At 43.1% G+C, this 19,891-nt stretch carries 11 protein-coding genes; 4 read left to right on the top strand and 7 right to left on the bottom strand.

The window, feature by feature from the left end:
- Positions 1-13 precede the first annotated feature (13 nt).
- Complete coding sequence (locus tag QZ407_RS08910) at positions 14-1,297, bottom strand: MFS transporter (RefSeq protein ID WP_295769923.1); 1,284 nt, start codon at positions 1,295-1,297, stop codon at positions 14-16.
- Positions 1,298-1,420: 123 nt separating this feature from the next.
- A complete protein-coding gene (locus QZ407_RS08905) occupies positions 1,421-2,311 on the bottom strand; it encodes an AraC family transcriptional regulator (protein ID WP_295769921.1) in 891 nt (296 codons plus the stop codon).
- 132 nt (positions 2,312-2,443) lie between these two features.
- Between QZ407_RS08905 and QZ407_RS08900 the strand changes: the two genes are divergently transcribed.
- From QZ407_RS08900 to QZ407_RS08885, 4 genes are read left to right on the top strand one after another with little or no spacing between them, the layout of a single operon-like run.
- Positions 2,444-3,793, top strand: a complete 1,350-nt coding sequence (locus tag QZ407_RS08900) for a sugar porter family MFS transporter (protein ID WP_295769918.1) — start codon at positions 2,444-2,446, stop codon at positions 3,791-3,793.
- Between the two features lie 13 nt (positions 3,794-3,806).
- Positions 3,807-7,160, top strand: a complete 3,354-nt coding sequence (locus QZ407_RS08895) for a DUF5107 domain-containing protein (protein WP_295769916.1) — start codon at positions 3,807-3,809, stop codon at positions 7,158-7,160.
- A complete protein-coding gene (locus QZ407_RS08890; protein WP_295769913.1) occupies positions 7,153-10,074 on the top strand; it encodes a sugar-binding domain-containing protein in 2,922 nt (973 codons plus the stop codon). The genes QZ407_RS08895 and QZ407_RS08890 overlap by 8 nt, the downstream gene beginning before the upstream one ends.
- A 4-nt stretch (positions 10,075-10,078) precedes the next feature.
- Positions 10,079-12,583, top strand: a complete 2,505-nt coding sequence (locus QZ407_RS08885; RefSeq protein WP_295769912.1) for a beta-galactosidase — start codon at positions 10,079-10,081, stop codon at positions 12,581-12,583.
- Positions 12,584-12,585: 2 nt separating this feature from the next.
- Here the strand turns inward: QZ407_RS08885 and QZ407_RS08880 are convergent, their stop codons facing one another.
- The 5 genes from QZ407_RS08880 to QZ407_RS08860 form a co-directional block, all read right to left on the bottom strand.
- Entirely contained in the window at positions 12,586-13,008 is a 423-nt protein-coding gene (locus tag QZ407_RS08880; RefSeq protein WP_295769910.1) for a helix-turn-helix domain-containing protein, read from the bottom strand.
- Positions 13,009-13,118: 110 nt separating this feature from the next.
- Complete coding sequence (locus QZ407_RS08875; RefSeq protein WP_295769908.1) at positions 13,119-14,519, bottom strand: efflux transporter outer membrane subunit; 1,401 nt, start codon at positions 14,517-14,519, stop codon at positions 13,119-13,121.
- Positions 14,520-14,689: 170 nt separating this feature from the next.
- Positions 14,690-17,884 carry an efflux RND transporter permease subunit gene (locus tag QZ407_RS08870; protein ID WP_295769905.1) on the bottom strand — a complete coding sequence of 1,065 codons (3,195 nt, stop codon included), beginning with the start codon at positions 17,882-17,884 and terminating at the stop codon, positions 14,690-14,692.
- A 28-nt stretch (positions 17,885-17,912) separates the two neighbouring features.
- Entirely contained in the window at positions 17,913-19,049 is a 1,137-nt protein-coding gene (locus QZ407_RS08865) for an efflux RND transporter periplasmic adaptor subunit (RefSeq protein ID WP_295769902.1), read from the bottom strand.
- Between the two features lie 207 nt (positions 19,050-19,256).
- Complete coding sequence (locus tag QZ407_RS08860; RefSeq protein ID WP_295769897.1) at positions 19,257-19,856, bottom strand: TetR/AcrR family transcriptional regulator; 600 nt, start codon at positions 19,854-19,856, stop codon at positions 19,257-19,259.
- Positions 19,857-19,891: the final 35 nt, after the last annotated feature.

Below are 19,891 nucleotides of genomic sequence, written 5' to 3'. Positions count from 1 at the left end.
TAAGCAAATATGCTTAGCCTTTTTCGTTAGCGCTGTTAATATCTTTAAGCTTAACGGGTATAAGGTTACGCGTTTTAAAGAATGTTATAGTTACAATTGATAGCGTCATACATGCACCAAATACCACTGATGGCACCGTACCCATTAGCTCACCGGTAAGCCCCGACTCAAATTCGCCTATTTCGTTAGATGACCCGATAAACATAGAGTTTACCGCCGATACCCGTCCCCGCATATTATCGGGCGTAAGCAGTTGCATAAGCGTGCTGCGTATAATTACACTTATACTATCAAAAGCACCCTCGGTAAACAAAAATATGAGAGATATATAAAAGTTTTTAGACAAACCAAAACATAGTATTGATAGTCCGAAACCAGCAACCGCAATAAGCAGGTTACGCCATGGCCTGTTCATGGGCGAAAACCGGGTCATGGCCAGCATGGTAAGTACCGCACCCGATGCTGTTGTAGCGCGCATAAAACCTAAACCTTCTGACCCTACTTTTAAAATATCATGAGCAAACACAGGTAACAAGGCAATAGCTCCGCCAAAAAATACCGAGAACAAATCAAGGCTCATAGCTCCAAGCATCATCTTGTTTTTAAACACAAAATTAATTCCTTCGGATAGGCTTTTGAATATACTTTCCTTAGGAACAAATATGGCCGGATACTGCCTGAGCAAATACGTAAGCACAAATGAAATAATTAAAAGCGTTACAATAAGTATAAATGTTGGCGTTATACCCCAATGGCCAAAAATTAAACCTCCGGTAGCTGGCCCCAATATGGTTGCAATTTGCCACGCCGAACTGCTCCAGGTGCTACCGTTTGGATAAAGTTCTTTAGGAATGCTTTGGGCATAGACAGAAAAGGTGGCCGGACCATAAAACGCACGGGCAACACCGTTTAAAAACACCATTGCGTAAATAACGGTGGCGATGCGGTTGGCCGGTATATATGGCCTCATAGCATCGTGCGTTGCTAAAAATATGGAGAAAGAAGAAAACAGTACAACAGAAAATATGGTAAGCAGCAACTTACGTTTTTCATACTTATCGGCAATATATCCGCCGTATAAAGCTATGGTTATAGCAGGTATGGCCTCACATAAACCAATAGCACCTATAGCTAGCTTGCTGTGGGTAAGCTGGTAAATATAAAACCCAAGTACCACTGCTTGCATTTGATAGGCAAACGTAAAAAAGAAACGCATACCTATGTATGCGCGAAAATCTTTGTATCGTAAAGCAGCAAATGAATCTTTTTTCTCGGGGATCTCCTGTCGTTCTTCCACAACCTATAAGTGTTAATGCCTTGCAAAGTTAAAGCATTTGAAGCAAGCAGATTTGTAAAATTTAAAATATAAAACTCTGATGCTTTACACTGCTACCGTTGCAGACCACCCCCCATTTTGACATTAAATTTTATTTACCTTCCTGTATTTCAACGGTGGGTGAGTAGTTATTTTTTTAAACAGGCGCGAAAAATAATACTGATCATCAAAGCCAAGCTCATTGCAAATTTGCTTTACGCTCATAGATGTAAATGACAGGTACTGACAAGCCATATGAATTTTTAACTGATTAAAATATTGCATGGGCGCGTAACCCGTGCGCTGCCGGAAAAGTTCTGAGTAGCGCGATACCGAATAATTGGCTTGCCTGGCGAAGTCGCTTATTAAAAAATTGCTTTTAATATTCAGCTTCATGAACGCAACAGAAGCATCAATGCTATCTGGCTCACTGCTATAACCGGCATCACCGGCAAATATAAATGTTCCTAAAAGTCCTATTAGTTTTACGTAGGCAACTTCTAAAAAATAAGGGTTAAGGTCGCCTTCCAATAAATCCATTAAGTAGCTGAATTCATCAATGCGATTTTGATTATAAACCACATAGTTGTTTTTTAAAGCGAAGCTTTTATAGCTATTGTATATTACAGCAGCATTGCTACCAGTAAAATGCAGCCAATATATACTCCACGGGTTTTTACCCGAACTGCCGTAATGGTGTCGCTGCCCCGGAGGAATAATGTAAAAAGTGTTTGCCTCTGCAATATTGCGCATACCGTCAATTTCAATCCATCCGCTGCCATCTACACAATAAATCAAAATATAATCTTCGCTGCCATAGGTACGCTCCCTATCATGATTTAAAGCTAACGGATAATAACCTGCAGCAGTAACATACAGCATGGATGATAATGGATTTAATGCAAGCTTGCTTTGGTTGTTTGTTGGAACCAATACACTTCGCTGCCCAACGAAGCCGTCAGAAACCTTATTTGTCACCATCGTCAAATTATCCATTATTGCAATCCAATATGTATTAAACTGAGATAAAATCGTAAGATAGTCTATTTTTTAAAAATTTTTATCCATTTCGAGCCAATGTCCTATGTGTAACTTTAGGCAACCAATTTTATTAACCAATAACACTTCATGGCTCAAATACAGGCAGGTTTCAACAATAGCTATATCATTGGCATTTCCTTCATTTCGGCCTTAGGGGGATATTTGTTTGGGTTTGACTTTGCAGTAATATCAGGCGCTTTACCTTTTTTGCGTACCGCTTTTGGGCTTGATGCATGGTGGGAGGGCTTTTTAACCGGCTCACTGGCATTAGGATGCATTGCCGGTTGCCTTATAGCCGGCAATCTTGCCGACAGGTATGGCCGCAAACCAGGGCTGATGCTTGCTGCCGCAGTATTTGCCTTTTCATCTTTTGGGATGGCCGTTGCAGGCAATCTGTTCTTTTTTGTTGCCATGCGTTTTGCGGCCGGTATTGGCGTAGGCATGGCGTCAATGCTAAGTCCTATGTACATTGCCGAGGTATCGCCTGCATCAATACGCGGCCGCAACGTAGCCATTAACCAACTAACCATAGTAATTGGAATACTCATTACAAACCTGGTTAACTACGCCCTGGCCAATAACGGCCCCGAGGCCTGGCGTTGGATGTTTGGCTTGGGTGTAATACCATCAGGTTTATTTTTATTAGGCGTACTATGGCTGCCCGAAAGTCCGCGCTGGCTCCTTAAAGCGGGGCATGATGATAAAGCCCGGCAAGTACTTCAAAAAATTGGTTCGGCTGATTTTGTAAACAGCACCATAAATGATATTGAAAAATCGCTCGGAGGTGATACTCAAAAACAAAGCTATTCTGCTGTTTTCAATAAAGCTGTGCGCCCCGCTGTAATGGTAGGCATTACCCTTGCAGTTTTCCAGCAGCTGTGCGGCATTAATGTAGTATTCAATTATACATCAACCATATTTGAATCGGTTGGTGCAAACTTAAACAGGCAACTGCTCGAAACCGTAGCTATAGGTATAGTAAACCTTTTTTTCACACTACTTGCCATGTGGCAGGTTGATAAGCTTGGCCGCCGGCCACTAATGCTTATTGGTTCAATAGGCCTTTCGGTAACTTATATTTTGCTGGCTTACTTTCTGCAAAACAAAGCAGCAGCAGGTTTAATATCCTTGCTGGTGCTGCTGGCTATAAGTATGTACGCAACGTCACTGGCTCCGGTAACGTGGGTATTGATTTCCGAGATATTCCCGAACAAAATTCGTGGGGTAGCGTCATCAGTTGCTATCGTATCTCTGTGGGGCGCTTATTTTATCCTGGTTTTTACATTCCCGGTTTTAGCTCAAAAGCTGGGAACATACGGCCCTTTCTACCTATACTCAGTCATCTGCTTCCTCGGATTTTTATTTGTTCTGAAAAAGGTAAAAGAAACCAAAGGACAAACACTCGAGCAGTTAGAACAAAGTTTTTCAGCACACTAAATTTTAATAATATATGAATCATTCCGGCGTACAGGTTTGGGAAGAACAAGTTGTAATACCAACCTATAGCGTTGGAAAGCCCGACAAAAACCCTATGTTTTTTGAAAAACGGGTGTACCAGGGTAGCAGTGGTGCGGTTTACCCTAACCCGGTTATTGAAAAAATTTACGACGAGAAACACGATCAAACCTACAATGCCCTTTACCTCGAAAACCGGTACCTGAAAATAATGATACTGCCTGAGTTGGGCGGCCGTGTTCAAATGGCATATGATAAAATTAAGGAGCGGCATTTTGTTTATTATAACCAGGTAATAAAACCTGCCCTGGTTGGGCTTACCGGTCCATGGATATCAGGCGGAATTGAATTTAACTGGCCACAGCACCATCGCCCTAGTACGTTTGAGCCGGTTGATTACAAAATCACCGAAAATAACGACGGAAGCAAAACGGTGTGGGTGAACGAAGTTGAGCGAATGTTTGGAACCAAGGGAATGGCGGGCTTTACCCTGCACCCCGAAAAAGCATATCTTGAAATTAAAGCCAAGCTATTTAACCGTACACCATTACCACAAACGTTTTTATGGTGGGCTAACCCGGCTGTAAAAGTTAATGATGATTATCAATCTGTTTTTCCGCCAGATGTTAACGCCGTATTTGATCATGGTAAGCGCGATGTATCTACCTTCCCTATAGCAACGGGCACTTATTATAAAGTTGATTACTCACCAGGCACAGATATATCACGCTACAAAAACATACCTGTTCCTACATCATACATGGCCATAAATTCCGACTATGATTTTGTAGGCGGATATGAGCATGATACGCAAGCTGGATTACTTCATGTGGCTAATCATCATGTATCGCCCGGCAAAAAACAATGGACTTGGGGCCACAGTGATTTTGGCCAGGCCTGGGACCGTAACTTAACAGATGAAGATGGCCCGTACATAGAATTAATGACAGGGGTATTTACCGACAATCAACCTGATTTTAGTTGGCTGATGCCCTACGAGGAAAAAAGCTTTACCCAGTATTTTTTGCCCTACCGCCAATTGGGTTTGGTAAAAAATGCTAGTAAAGACATTTTACTTAATATTGAAAAGCAGGATGACAAAGCATTGGTTAAAGTAATGGTTACTTCGGTTCAACCATCATTGCGTATACAATTAAGTATTGCCGGGGTAAATATTTTTGATGAAACGACTGACTTAAGTCCTGAAGCAGTTTTTGAGCGTTTGATTGCGTTACCTGTAGATACGGACGAACAGCTTTGGACGGTAATTATTACAAATGCACGGGGAAAAGAAATTTTACGGTACGAGCCGGCACTTAACAAACAAAACGACATACCCCAAGCTGCCAAACCGGCTTTACCGCCAAAAGAAATTGAGAACAACGAGCAATTATTTTTAACGGCACAGCACCTGGAACAATACCGCCACGCCACTTATAGCCCGGTGCCATATTATGAAGAAGCTTTATTACGCAATGCAGGCGATGTTCGCAGCAATAACGCACTTGGAGGCTGGTACATGCGCCGCGGAAAATTTGCGCTGGCAGAATCTTACTTACGTAAAGCAGTTGAAACCGCTACCGCACGTAACCCAAATCCTTACGATGGCGAGGTATATTATAATTTGGGGTTATGTTTAAAATATCAGCAAAATATTAATGAAGCCTACACCTCATTTTACAAAGCTACCTGGAACAACGCCTGGCAGGATGCAGGCTACTTTTCCATAGCACAAATTGATGTAAGCCGTGCTAACTACGATGCTGCGCTTGATCATATTGAACATGCCATTGACCGCAATGCCCACAACAGTAAAGCCTGGGCACTTAAAGCGGCCATATTACGTAACCTCGGTGAGTTTGAACATGCTATTATTACCGCCATTGAGGCCTTGGAGCGGGACGGATTTAACCTGGCTGCCTTATTTGAAAAGGTGCTTTCATACCGTGCGTTAGGCAATAATGAAGTGGCTGTTGAAAACCTTGAAGAATTAAAACGAATATCGCGCAGAACAGATCATAACCTTATTGAATATGCACTTGATTATGCAGCAGCCGGTTTGTATAGCGAAGCGTCAGAGTTGTTATTGATTACTGAAAACGGTTCAGCTACATCACCAATGGTGTATTATCACTTGGCTTTACTTGCATCAAAAACCAATGATAGTTTAGCAGCAGAGCAGTTTCTGACTAAGGCAGCAACAGCCAATCCGTACCTGTGCTTTCCAAATAAACTGGAAGATATTGAGGCGCTAGAATTTGCAATTGCGCAAAACCCTAAAGATGCAAAAGCGCCCTACTATTTAGGAAATTTATGGTATGATAAGCGCCAGTACAGCAGCGCTATTCAATGTTGGGAACAATCAGCAGGCATTGATAAAACATTTCCAACAGTACACCGCAATCTGGGTATAGCATATTTTAATAAGCTTAACGACAGCAAAAAGGCACTCATCAGGCTCGAAAAAGCTTTTGCGCTCGATAAGTCTGATGCCCGTGTACTTATGGAGCTCGATCAGTTATATAAAAGGCTTAACAAAAAGCCCCAGGAACGGCTTAAGTTTTTGGAAAGTAACTTAGCCATCGTACTTGAGCGCGATGATTTGTACCTGGAAAGGGCTGCTTTATATAACTTCCTTGGAAATTCCCAGAAGGCATATGACCTCATTATGGAGCGCAAATTTCACCCTTGGGAGGGCGGCGAAGGCAAGGTATCGGGCCAATATGTACTTAGCCTTACCGAACTTGCTAAACAAAACATTGCAAAAGGAAAATTTGAACGAGCTATTCAGCAATTACAAAGCGCACAGTATTTTCCGCACAACCTTGGCGAGGGAAAACTGTACGGTGCGCAGGAAAACGACCTTTTTTATTGGCTTGGTGTTGCGCACGAAGGTTTAAACCGTTATGCCGAAGCGCAGCAATTTTTTAAGCAGGCAACCGTTGGTTTAAGCGAGCCCGGAGCAGCCATGTTTTATAACGACCAGCAACCCGACAAAATATTTTACCAGGGCCTGGCATGGCAAAAGTTAGGTAACAAAGAAAAAGCACAAACCATATTTGAAAACTTGGTACGGTATGGAAAGCAGCATCAAAACGATGATGTAAAGATTGATTACTTTGCCGTTTCACTACCCAACTTACTTATTTTTGACGACGACCTGAATTTACGTAACAAGCTTCATTGCTATTACATTACAGGTTTAGGATTGGCCGGCCTTAGTGAAACCTATGAAGCATTACTGGCACTTGATAAGGTGCTGAAGTACGATACCTTGCATTTTGGTGCGCAAATACACCAGGACCTTATATCAAATAAAAAGAACCTAATAACTGCAAAACATGCTTAAAAAAAGCTTATCTATAAACACCTTTCTACTACTGTTGCTGGTCACCTTTTCGGCGTTTAAACCGCAGCAAAGTATACCGCTTAGCGGCACCTGGCGGTTTCAAATTGATCGTGATGACAAGGGTGTTACCGAAAAGTGGTATTTAAAGAAATTAAGCGATGAAGTAAAGTTACCGGGCTCAATGGCGCAAAATTTAAAAGGCGACGATATCACTTTAAAAACCAGGTGGACAGGCAGCATTTACGATAGTTCGTTTTATTTTAATCCGCATTTGGCAAAGTACCGCCAACCCGGAAACATTCACATTCCATTTTGGTTAACCCCTGCCAAACATTACGTAGGTGTGGCCTGGTATCAAAAAGAAGTTGATATACCTAAAACATGGTCGGGGCAACGCATAAACCTGTTTTTAGAACGGACGCATATAGAAACACGTGTTTTTATTGACGGTAAGGAAGCCGGAATGCAGAACAGTCTGGTGGCTCCTCACGAGTATGACCTTACCCCTTACTTAACACCTGGTTTGCACCGTATTAGTATACGCGTTGACAATCGCATCAAAGAAATCAACGTAGGCCCTGACTCGCATAGCATTACCGATCATACCCAGGGAAACTGGAATGGCATTATAGGTAAAATGGAATTGCAGGCTTATGCCCCTGTTTACATTACCAACCTACAGATTTACCCTAATGTCAAAAACAAAACAGCCGTAGTTAAGCTACAAGTTCAAAACATTAATAAACAAAATTTTAGCGGACAGATAGGTATATCAGCCAAAAGCTTTAATTCAAAAACGGTTCATCAAACACTTATAAAAAATACGCCATTTACTGTTAACGCAGGCGAACGCAAAGAACTTGAACTTACTTTGCCCATGGGCAAGGGTGTACAGCTTTGGGACGAATTTTCGCCCTCGTTATACAATTTAACAGCTTCGGTTAGTAATAAGGGCAAATCAATAGCCAGCCAAACTGCTGAATTTGGCATGCGTGAATTTACAATAAAGGGCAACAACTTTCTTATAAACGGGCGGCCGGTATTTTTACGCGGAACAGTAAACAATTGCGAGTTTCCGCTTACCGGTTACCCTGCAACATCGGTTGATGACTGGTTGAGGATCTTCAAGATTGCCCGGGCACATGGCCTCAACCATATGCGTTTTCACTCATGGTGCCCACCCGAAGCAGCCTTTAAGGCAGCCGACCGTACCGGTTTTTACCTGCAGCCCGAAGGGCCAAGCTGGCCTAACCATGGCTCATCAATTGGCCGCAACCTGCCTATTGATAAGTATCTGTATGATGAAACCAACCGTATGGATAAATATTACGGCAACTACGCATCTTTTTGCATGCTTTCGGCCGGCAACGAGCCTGCGGGTAACCAGGTGCAGTACCTTAATGCTTTTATTGACTATTGGAAAAAGAAAGATAGTCGTAAAGTATACACCGGCATGTCGGTTGGGGGTAGTTGGCCGGTAGTGCCTGATGCACAATATCAGGTGAGGGGTGGCGTACGTGGCTTAGCCTGGGATAAGCAACCCGAAAGCCTATCAGACTTTAGTGCCGGTATTGCCAAATTTAACGTTCCGTTTATAGCTCATGAAATGGGTCAGTGGTGTGTATTCCCTGATTTTGATGAGATAAAAGAATATACGGGTGTTTATCGTGCAAAAAACTTCGAGCTGTTTCAGCAAGACCTGAAAGATCAGGGAATGGGTAGTCAGGCACATGATTTTCTGATGGCATCAGGAAAACTACAAGCGCTTTGTTACAAAAACGAAATTGAAAAAACATTGCGTACGCCCGGTTATGCCGGTTTTCAATTATTAGGCCTGCAAGACTTTCCCGGACAGGGCACTGCACTGGTAGGTGTGCTTAACGCTTTTTGGAAACAAAAGGGCTACATTGCGCCTGCTGGGTTCGCACGCTTTTGTAACACCACGGTTCCACTTGTACAGTTACCAAAGTTTGTTTTTAATAATAATGAAACGCTTAACGCCGGCGTTATGGTTGCCCACTCAGGCAAGGCGTCTTTACAAAACGCTGTTTTTAATTGGAGCATTAAAACTGCCTCGGGCGGTGTAGTGGCACAAGGAGCTTTCCAGCCTAAAAATATAGACAACGGTAATGGTATACCTGTAGGCCAAATTACCTGGCCGCTTAACAACATTAAAGAGGCAACCAAATTAAAAATTGAAGTAGGCATTGCCAATTCGCCATTTGCAAATGATTGGGAAGTTTGGGTGTACCCTGCTAAAGCACGTGAGGTAAAAACTGATGTTTACTACACTACATCGCTTGATGATAAGGCTAAAGCTATTTTAGATAAAGGTGGCAAGGTATTTTTAAACGTTGCCGGCCAGGTTGTAAAAGGCAAAGAAGTGTCCATGCACTTTCTACCGGTGTTTTGGAATACATCGTGGTTTAAAATGCGCCCACCGCATGTAACCGGCATGCTCATTCAGGATAAAAGTGCGGCCTTTGCCAGTTTTCCAACCGAGTATCATAGTAATTTACAATGGTGGGAAATTGCCAACCGTGCGCAGGTTATGGTACTGGAAGATTTTCCGGCAGAATTTAAACCACTTGTTCAGCCCATTGATACCTGGTTTTTAAACCGCAGGTTGGCCTTAATTTATGAGGCAAAGGTTGGCAACGGTAAAATCATCGTATCAAGTGCAGCTCTCTCACCGGGGTTAAGTGATGATAAGCCAGCCGCCCGCCAACTCTTTAATAGTCTAATGCAATACATGGCATCAGACAAGTTCAATCCAACCGGTCAGGTAACCTTTGATGTGGTAAAAGATATTTTAGTAAGCCCTACCAAATACCAGTTCAACACATTTACCAAGGATAGTCCTGATGAATTAAAGCCTAACTCAAACCAAAACAAGCCTAAAACAAATGAGTAGCAATATGAAAAGCTTGTCGTTTTTGAGAAAGCTATCACCTGTGAAAATCATATCAAATAAATTTTCAGCCAGGTTATTGGGCTTATGGGCTGGTATGTTTATAGCAGTGAGTGCTTATTCGCAAACCCTTTACACTGCTGATATCAGTAAAACGCAAACTCCTGTTATAAGCGGTCACCTTAAATTAGGAACACACGTTGATGCTAACGGCCATAGTGTTGATGCTAACAGCCTTTACTTTGTTAAGGATAGTAAGCCCTGGTATCCGGTAATGGGTGAGTTTCACTTTTCACGGTACCCAAAGGACAGGTGGGAAGAAGCGATACTTAGGATGAAGGCAAATGGAATAGATGTTATAGCAACCTATATTTTTTGGATTTACCACGAAGAGGAAGAAGGCATTTTTAATTGGAGTGGCAACCGTGATTTACGGCACTTTGTAGCGTTATGCAAAAAACATAATGTTAATGTGCTTACACGTATAGGTCCATGGTGCCATGGTGAAGTACGAAACGGCGGCTTTCCCGAATGGATTGTTAAGCGAGGTAACATGCGTAAAAACAATGCGGAGTACCTGGCATCAGTACAGAAGCTATATAACGCAATTGCAGAACAGTTAAAGGGGCTTTACTTTAAAGATGGTGGCCCAATAGTTGGAACGCAAATTGAAAACGAATTTCGTTTTAACAATCCGGCAGGGTTGCAGCATATGTTTACTTTAAAACAAATGGCTATAAAGGCTGGCATTGATGTGCCATTTTATACGGCTACCGGCTGGCCGGGCTCAAACCTTAAACAAGATGAACTGATACCTGTTTGGGGAGCCTATCCCGAAGCGCCATGGGATAAGAGAACAACCCAACTGCCCTTATCAGAAAACTATACCTTCAGCACATTACGCAATGACCCGGCTATTGGCAGCGATCTTTTTGGTAAACACGAGGAAGATGCAACAGCTTATGCCGGGTATCGCTACCCGTATTCTACTGCCGAAATAGGCGGAGGCATACAAATTACCTACCACCGCCGGCCAATAATTGAACCGGTAGACGTGGCTGCATTAGCCTATACCAAAATTGGTGCAGGCGCTAACCTGATGGGTTACTACATGTTTCATGGCGGTTATAATGACATTGGGAAGCTAACTACATTGCAAGAGTCAAAAGCAACAAACTATCCAAACGACTATCCAATACTAAACTATGATTTTCAAGCTCCGCTGGGCGAGTTTGGCCAAATACGACCATCTTATCAAGCGTTTAAAACATTACATATGTTTTTGAACAGCTTTGGAGGGCAGCTGGTAAAATACTATCCATCCTTTGCCGATAAAAAAGCAGAGGGTGCAGCTGATAGCACAACACTTCGGTTTGCTGTAAGATCTAAAGGTGAAAGCGGCTTTTTATTCATCAGCAACTATCAACGACAATTAAGGTTGAGAAATCATAATGGCATACAGTTTAAACTTAAGTTAAGTGATGATCATAGCATTATATTTCCTGAAAAACCTATAGATATCAAAACAGGCACCCTGGCTATTTTACCATTTAACATGGCCATTGAAAACTGCAACCTAAAATATGCAACAGTCCAACCTTTATGCATAGTAAAAGGCAAAATACCAACTTATGTATTTTTTGCGCCTGAAGGTATCAGACCCGAATATGTATTCAGCAAAGCTGGTATAGCAAATTTAATAACTAATCAAGCTAAGGTTAACAAGCTATTTGATACCTACCTAATAGATGGAGTAAAACCCGGAACGGGCAGCATGATTACCATTAAAATGAAAGATGGTAAACAAGCAAACATCATCACCTTAACCAATCGTCAGGCTTTAAACAGCTGGAAAGGAAATGCTTTTGGTAGCGAGCATCTATGCATTTCAGAACAAAATTTAACTTTTGCAAACGGGAAGGTTAAAATGCAAAGCCCGGGCAATAATCAATTCAGCATCTCGGTTTTTCCCGTTGTAAGCAATTACAAAGCTTTGGGCTTTAAAAAGCAAAACGATGGGGTATTTACAAAATTAAGTAAAACCTTGCCTGCAAAAAAAGTTGCAGTAGAAGTTGCTGAAGTGAGTGACTTAGCGTTGTATCAAAATAAAGGAGCTAAACTCCCGGAAGATGACCGTAACAGCAAGAATACTGCTGCAAGCCCGGGACCACAGTACCAAACAAACTTTACACCTGTTAAAGGAGCTAAATACTGGTTGTTAAAAGTGCGGCCGATGGCTGACAATACCCTATTAGATATTGACTACAGGGGCGATACCGGCGCTGCTTACATAAATGGCAAACTAGTGGCTGATGACTTTTACTTCGGAAAAACCATGCAGATGCTTATTAACAAAACAACTAAGGAAAGCAATATCCTGCTACAGGTTATACCGCTTACCAACGAAAGGCAAATTTATTTTGAGAAAGGTGTCAGAGAATCTTTGCAAAATGACACAGCACCGGTACTCAAGAATGTTAAGGTAATACCCGAATACGTGGTTGAGCTGTAGCTTTATAAAAGCTCCTGGCTTTGATCAATTGCTTTTGCTTGTTCTGCAGGTTTAGCTTTCATACTTCGTTTGATATGCTCGCGGTGTTGGCGGCCCCAGGTTCCGAGTTCTTTCAAAACACTGTCAAGCGTGCGGCTGTAGGCCGTAAGTTCGTAGGTTATTGTTACGGGTGTAGTTGCAAACACGGTTCGTTTTACAAACTCGTTTAATTCCAGTTCTTTTAATTCCTTTGAAAGTATCTTGGGCGTAATATCGCCCAAAACGCGCTGTATATCTTTAAACCGCTGCGGCCCGTTTGACAAGGCAACCATTAACGGAAACTTCCATTTTCCGTTTAACACATAAAGCGCGTCACGCACGGCATCAACACTGGCCTTGCATGATTCAGGACTATGATTACGCTCACTGTCGGGAAGTTTAGACATATATTTACTTGGTTACTATCTTTTTGATAGTAAATCTATCAAAAAATTAATAAAGAAAAAAGGAGACAACCTTACGGTTAGTCTCCCTTCTACTATCACAATCCAAAAGATTATCTCCAGCCGCCGCCTACCGAGCGGTAAAGCTCAACGGTGGCATCTAATTGTGCTTTTTTAATTGAAGCCAGCTCCAGCTCGCTCTGCAATACATTGCTTTGCGCGGTTATCACTTCGAGGTAATTTGCCATGCCGTTTTTAAAAAGCATACTTGCATTACCGGTTGCCTGGCGCAAGGTTTGGGCACGGTTGGCTGCAGTTTGGCGTTGCTGGTTAAGTTTATCTAAACGTACCAACGCATCCGAAACCTCCCCTACTGCCAATAAAACCTGCTGGCGGAACTGTATAACTGTTTTCTCCCGTTCTACTTTGGCTACCTGGTACTGGGTCTTTAACTGTCCGCGTTGAAACAGCGGCTGGGTTAAACCGGCAGCAGCGGTGCCAAATAATGAGGCCGGAATGTTGAACCAGTTACTTGCCCTGAAAGAATTGACGCCCCCTTGCGCAGTAATTACCAACGAGGGGTACATACTGGCTTTAGCAACGCCAACATCAGCGTTGGCACGCTCAACGGCAAGTTCGGCGCTACGTACATCGGGGCGCAGGCTTAACAATGTTGAGGGCAAACCGGCCGACAAACTTTGGGAAACCGGCACCGACTCCAATGTTTGGTTACGAATAACTGCCGATGGCAGCTTACCGGCCAGTATGCTCAAGGCATTCTCCTGGATGGTAATATCCTGCTCAAATTGTGGGATTAACCTTGCTGCAGCCAACTGCTGTGCTTCGGCTTGCTGTACAGCCAGCGAGGTAACCTGCCCAGCATCAAACTGTAAACGAATAATACGCAGGGTGCTATCATTTAAACGCAGGTTTTTACGCGCAATTTCCAGCTGTGCATCCAGCATTAGTAGGTTATAGTATCCTGATGAAACATTAGCCACCAGTTGAGTCTGAATCGCCTTGCGAGCTTCTTCGGTTTGCAGGTAAGTTGCAAGAGCCGCTGCTTTCCGGCTACGTATTTTACCCCAAATATCAGCTTCCCACGAAAGGTTTGCTGAAGCATTATAATCCTCAATATGTTTACTGCCCAAAAACTGGCTCAGGCTCAAGCCGTTTAAGCTATTGTTTGATGGACGGTTTATTGCTGCAGTTACGCCCAACCCTACCGCAGGAAGATAACCTAATTTGGCTTGCTTTAAAGTAAACTGTGCCTGCTCAATGTTCTTTACCGCAATCTGCAAATCATTGTTACGCGTAATAGCACTATCAATAAGGTTTTGAAGTGTTGCCTCTGTAAAAAAGTTTTTCCAGGGCAAACGGGCTATGGATGTGGTATCGGTAACCGTTGCTGTACGGTAAGCGTTTGGCAACTGCTGATTAGGCACCTGCACATCTTTTGATACCTTACAGGCGCTCAGTATGAGCAGCACTGCTATGGTTAGGTAATTTTTCATGTTTGTAATTCGCCCCTCCAAAACCCTTCCTGAGTGGGAGGGCTTTGAAGCGCTTATGTTTTTGTTTAACCTATGCTTGTTGAAAGTCTCCCCCGCCCTGGGGGAGATAATAGTTCGTAGTTGTCACTTTTCTTTTTGGTACTCATGAGGGCTACGCCGTTTAGTGGAGTTTAGTGCGTTACCTCCTCATAATGAGCCACTGCATGACTGTGGCCATCATTATGCCTGACATTAACTGGTACACCGCTCACACGTTCCTGTAAATGCTGAAAAATGACAAACAACACCGGAATAATCATTACCCCCAGCACTACACCGCTCAACATACCGCCTGCTGCACCAATACTGATGGAGTGGTTACCCTGCGCAGATGGACCCGTAGCGCTCATCATCGGTATCATACCGGCAATAAAGGCCAGCGAGGTCATGATAATTGGACGCAGACGTGATCGTGCACCTTCCAGTGCTGCTGCTACCAGTCCTTCGCGGTTACGGCGGCGTTGCAAAGCAAACTCTACAATAAGGATGGCGTTTTTAGCCAGCAAACCAATGAGCATGATAAGGGCAACCTGTACGTAAATGTTATTATCAATACCTGCCCAGCCAATGGCTAAAAATACACCGAATATACCGGTAGGGATTGACAGGATTACAGCCAGCGGCAGAATATAACTTTCATACTGTGCTGAAAGCAGGAAGTACACGAACACCAAACATAGTGCGAAAATTACAGCAGATTGTCCGCCTGATGAGATCTCCTCGCGGGTTTGTCCGGAAAACTCGTAGGCAAAGCCCTGTGGTAACTCTTTTGCTGCTACTTCCTGTATGGCTTTGATGGCATCACCCGAGCTATAGCCTGGTTTAGGAATGGCGTTGATTTGTATAGAATTAAACAGGTTATAACGCGAAGCAGTTTCAGAACCATAAACACGGCTTAATTTGACCAGTGTTTTAATTGGAACCATTTCGCCGCTTTTATTGCGCACGTATACGCGGTCGATAGATGAAGGGTCGGTTTTGTCGGCAACGTCAGCCTGAACAATAACCCGGTAGTATTTACCAAAGCGGTTAAAGTCTGATGCCTGGGCGCTACCAAAGTAAGCCTGCATGGTTTGTAATACATCACGTACGTTTACACCCAATTGGTTGGCTTTATCATCATCAACTTCTAATTGCAGTTGCGGATAATCGGCCTTAAAGGAGGTAAAGGCGAAGGCTATAGCCGGTTGCTGCATCAGCTTGCCAATAAAGTTATTTGCTACACCGCTAAATTTGTCCAGCTTGCCGCCGGTTTTATCCTGCAATACCATATCCAATGCCTCTACGTTACTGAAGCCTGGTACGGTAGGGAAACTGAACACGAAGAATGTACCACGGCTTATAGCACCAAGTTTGCCGCGAATTACGTTTTGTATATCGTCAATGTTCTTAACTTCTCCACGTTCCTTATTGTCTTTCAACAGCACAAACATTACTGCTGCCGATGGGCTGCTGGAGTTGGTTAACAAGTTGAAGCCCGATATGGTGGTTACAAATCTTGCGGCAGGCATAGCCCGCAACTCTTTTTCCGCATCCTCAATTACTTTGGTTGTTTTGCCTAATGAGGTACCAGATGGCGTGGATACTGATATAGCCACAAAGCCCTGATCTTCGGTTGGAATAAAGCCCGATTTGGTGTTGCTTACCATATATACGGTAATGGCAGTTACCAAAGCCAAGGCTCCCATACTTAACCATTTATGATTAATGAGGAACTTAATACCGCCTACATAACGGTTGGTTAATGAGTTAAAGCTGCGGTTAAAGCCTGCATAAAATTTTTGCGCAAAGCCTGCTTTTTCGCCGGCTGTACCGTTGCCTGCATGATTGTTTTTCAAAAACAAGGCAGCCAGTGCCGGGCTAAGTGTCAATGCATTAATAGCCGATATAACAATGGCTATGGCCATAGTAAAGGCAAATTGGCGGTAAAATATACCCGTTGAACCGGTCATAAAACCTACAGGCAGGAACACGGCGGCCATTACCAGGGTAATGGAAATGATGGCACCTGTAATTTCGTGCATGGCGGTATTCGTAGCCTCACGAGGTGACAGGTGATCAGTCTCCATCTTAGAGTGTACCGCCTCAACTACCACAATGGCATCATCCACCACAATACCAATAGCAAGCACTAACGCAAACAGCGTAAGCAGGTTAATAGAGAAGCCAAATAAATTAAGGAAGAAGAACGTACCTAAAATAGCTACCGGAACGGCAATAGCCGGGATTAAGGTAGAGCGAAAATCCTGCAAAAAGATAAACACTACCACGAATACCAGTATAAAGGCTTCCACTAATGTGTGTTCAACTTGGCTTATAGATTCATCCAATGCAGTTTTGGTACGGTAAAAGTTGTTGTACTCAATTCCTTTGGGAAAATCCTTTGCAGCTTTTTCCATCAGTTTATCAACCGCAATTTGTATTTCGTTGGCGTTTGAACCGGCTAGCTGAATTACACCCACTGCAACACCATCGTTACCGTTAAGGTGGCTCATACTGCTGTAAGAGTATGCACCCAGTTCAACACGGGCTACATCTTTCAGGTGCAGTATAGAACCATCGGCATTGGCGCGAATGGCAATATTTTCGTACTCATCGGGCTTATTCAGCTTGCCTTTATATTTAATTACATACTCAAAGGCTTCGTTGCTGCGCTCACCTAATTTACCAGGAGCAGCTTCCAGGTTTTTATCCTGAATGGCAGCCATTACTTCGGCAGGTGTAATTTTGTAAGCAGCCATTTGTGTTGGGTTAAGCCATACCCGCATCGAGTAATCTTTAACACCACCAAATATGGTAGCCGAACCTACACCCGGTATACGTTTTAACTCAGGAATAATGTTGATTTGCGCGTAGTTAGCTACGAAGGTTTGATCGTACTTCTTAGGATCGGTGGTGTAAATACCTACGGCACCAATTAAGCTGTTTTGCTGCTTAACGGTAGTGATACCCTGTTGTATAACCTCGGCAGGCAATTGGCTTTGTGCTTGTGCCACACGGTTTTGCACGTTTACGGCAGCCTGATCGGGGTCAGTACCTTGTTTAAAATATACGGTAATAGCTAAGCTACCATCGTTACTGGCGGTTGAGCTCATGTAGCTCATGTTTTCCACACCGTTAATTGATTCCTCTAATGAAGGCGCTACCGAGCGTAATACAGTTTCGGCGTTGGCACCCGGATAAATGGCAGTTACCAACACGGCCGGAGGCGCAATATCAGGGAACTGCTGCAAGGGCAGTTTGGTAAGGCCCAGCACACCCAGAATCACCAACAGGATGGAGATCACGGTTGAAAGTACCGGCCTTTCTATAAATCGTTGAAACATGACGTTTTGCTTTAAAAAAAGTTGAAGTTTAGTTTTTAGCTACGGCGTTGGTTTTGTCAACCGCTTTTTGAGGAGCGATCTTCATACCGTCCTGCAGGTGGTCAACACCGCTTAGTACAATTTGCTGACCGGGGTTTAAGCCGCTTTTCACCAGGTAATCACTGCCACTTTTGCCTTCAATTACTATAGGTTGTTTAGCTACTTTATTGCTGTCGCCCACGGCATATACAAATACTTTGTCTTGCAGTTCGAGGGTGGCATCCTGCGGTACGCGGGCCACATTGTTGTGTTGCAGGCTAAGGCGCACTTTGCCGGTATTGCCCGAACGTAAAAGTCCATCGGCATTAGGGAAAGTTGCCCTCACAGTAATTGCACCGGTGGTTTTATCAAACTGGCCATCAATCATATCAATTTTACCGGGCAGGGTATAGCTGCTCTTGTCAGACAATACAAGTGCTACCGGCGGCAGGTGACTAATTTTATCTTGCAGGTTTTTGCCGGCGTACTGCGCTTTAAAGTTCACAAAGTCAGTTTCGCCAAGCGAAAAGTATACATGCACATCATGCACGTCCGAAAGTTGGGTTAAAGCTTCGGCATCTGACGGCGAAACCAAACTTCCTTGTTTTTTAACCAGGCGGCCAATGTATCCGCTAACCGGAGCTTTTATTACAGTGTAACCTAAGTTTATTTGCGCAGTACCTACTTGTGCTTTGGCTTGCGCCACTTGTGCCTGTGCAACCTGCAAGGCTGCTTTAGCAGCTTTCAGCTGATACTCAGACACCACCTTGTTTTGAACCAGCGGAGTCAGTTTTTCTACCTCCAGTTTGGCGTTAGCCATAGCACCTTCAGCCGCTTGCTGGCTGGCCTTTGCGTTATTTAATGCCTCACGAAATGGATTTTCGTTGATTTTAAATAAAGGTTGACCTTTGGTTACATAGGCGCCTTCGTCGGCATAAAGGCGGTCTAAAGTACCGGCCACCTGCGGACGTATCTCTACGTTTACAGCTCCCTCAATTGAAGCAGGATAATCCTGATAAGTGGTTGCGGTATCAACTTTTATTTCAGTAACAGGCAAGGCTTGCGGAGGTGCGGCCTGCTGTTGTGCCGGCTTTTCTGCACATCCGTACAAAACGGCCAGTGATAAGATAATTGCTAAGGATTTCATGATATTAAAAATTTGGATTTGTGCTTAGTAGTGTTTTTTGATTTAAAGCTTTTCTGCCAAAATCATGAGAAAGATGAAGACAGATAACATTGTTAATTAATTTAACACTGTTAAGCTATGTTGATGTTGAATGTTCGATAAAGAATGTTGCCATTATATAATGATGTTTACTTATTTAACAGTGTTAAGTGATTTCGAAAAAATATATTATTCCTTTATTGCCTGAATGATTCCAGCAATAGCGTCTTTTAAAACCTGCTCATTGATACCATCCGGAACGCTCTGGCGCACATGATTAATTGATATTAGCCCATGTACAATTGACCAAAAAGTATAATACCATTTACAAACCTCGTCCTCTGTAGGATTCTTGTTACCCATTACCTCTTTAATTGACGCGGTAAGCATATTTGCTGGCCCTTCTATCTCAGGAATAGATTTTTCGAAAACACAACAATTTACCTCAATACCAAACATAAGCTGGTATAGCTCCTTTTCGGTAAAGGCAAAGTTCCAGTAGGTAATCCAAAGGGCTTCCAACTGTTTGGCTGGTGTATCCTGAGCTTCTTTAGCGGCTTTCATTGCCTTAGCCAATATGCAATAGCCTTTTTTGGTAAGCTCCATCATAATGGCTTCCTTATTGGCAAAGTACTCGTAAATAATAGGCGCTGTATATTCAATTATATCAGCTATCTTACGCATACTTAAAGCTTGCCAACCTTCTTGCTTACCAATCAGCAGCGCAGCATCCAGAATATTAACTCTGGTTTCTTCCTTCAATCTCAAAATCCTGTCTTTGCTGGCCATCTTAGTAAGGCATTAAATAATTTAACAGTGTTAAA

Source organism: uncultured Mucilaginibacter sp. (assembly GCF_913773635.1).
Classification (GTDB): Bacteria; Bacteroidota; Bacteroidia; order Sphingobacteriales; family Sphingobacteriaceae; genus Mucilaginibacter.
The sequence above is the reverse complement of the archived record's forward strand: the minus strand, read 5'-3'. Positions and strand labels throughout refer to the sequence as shown.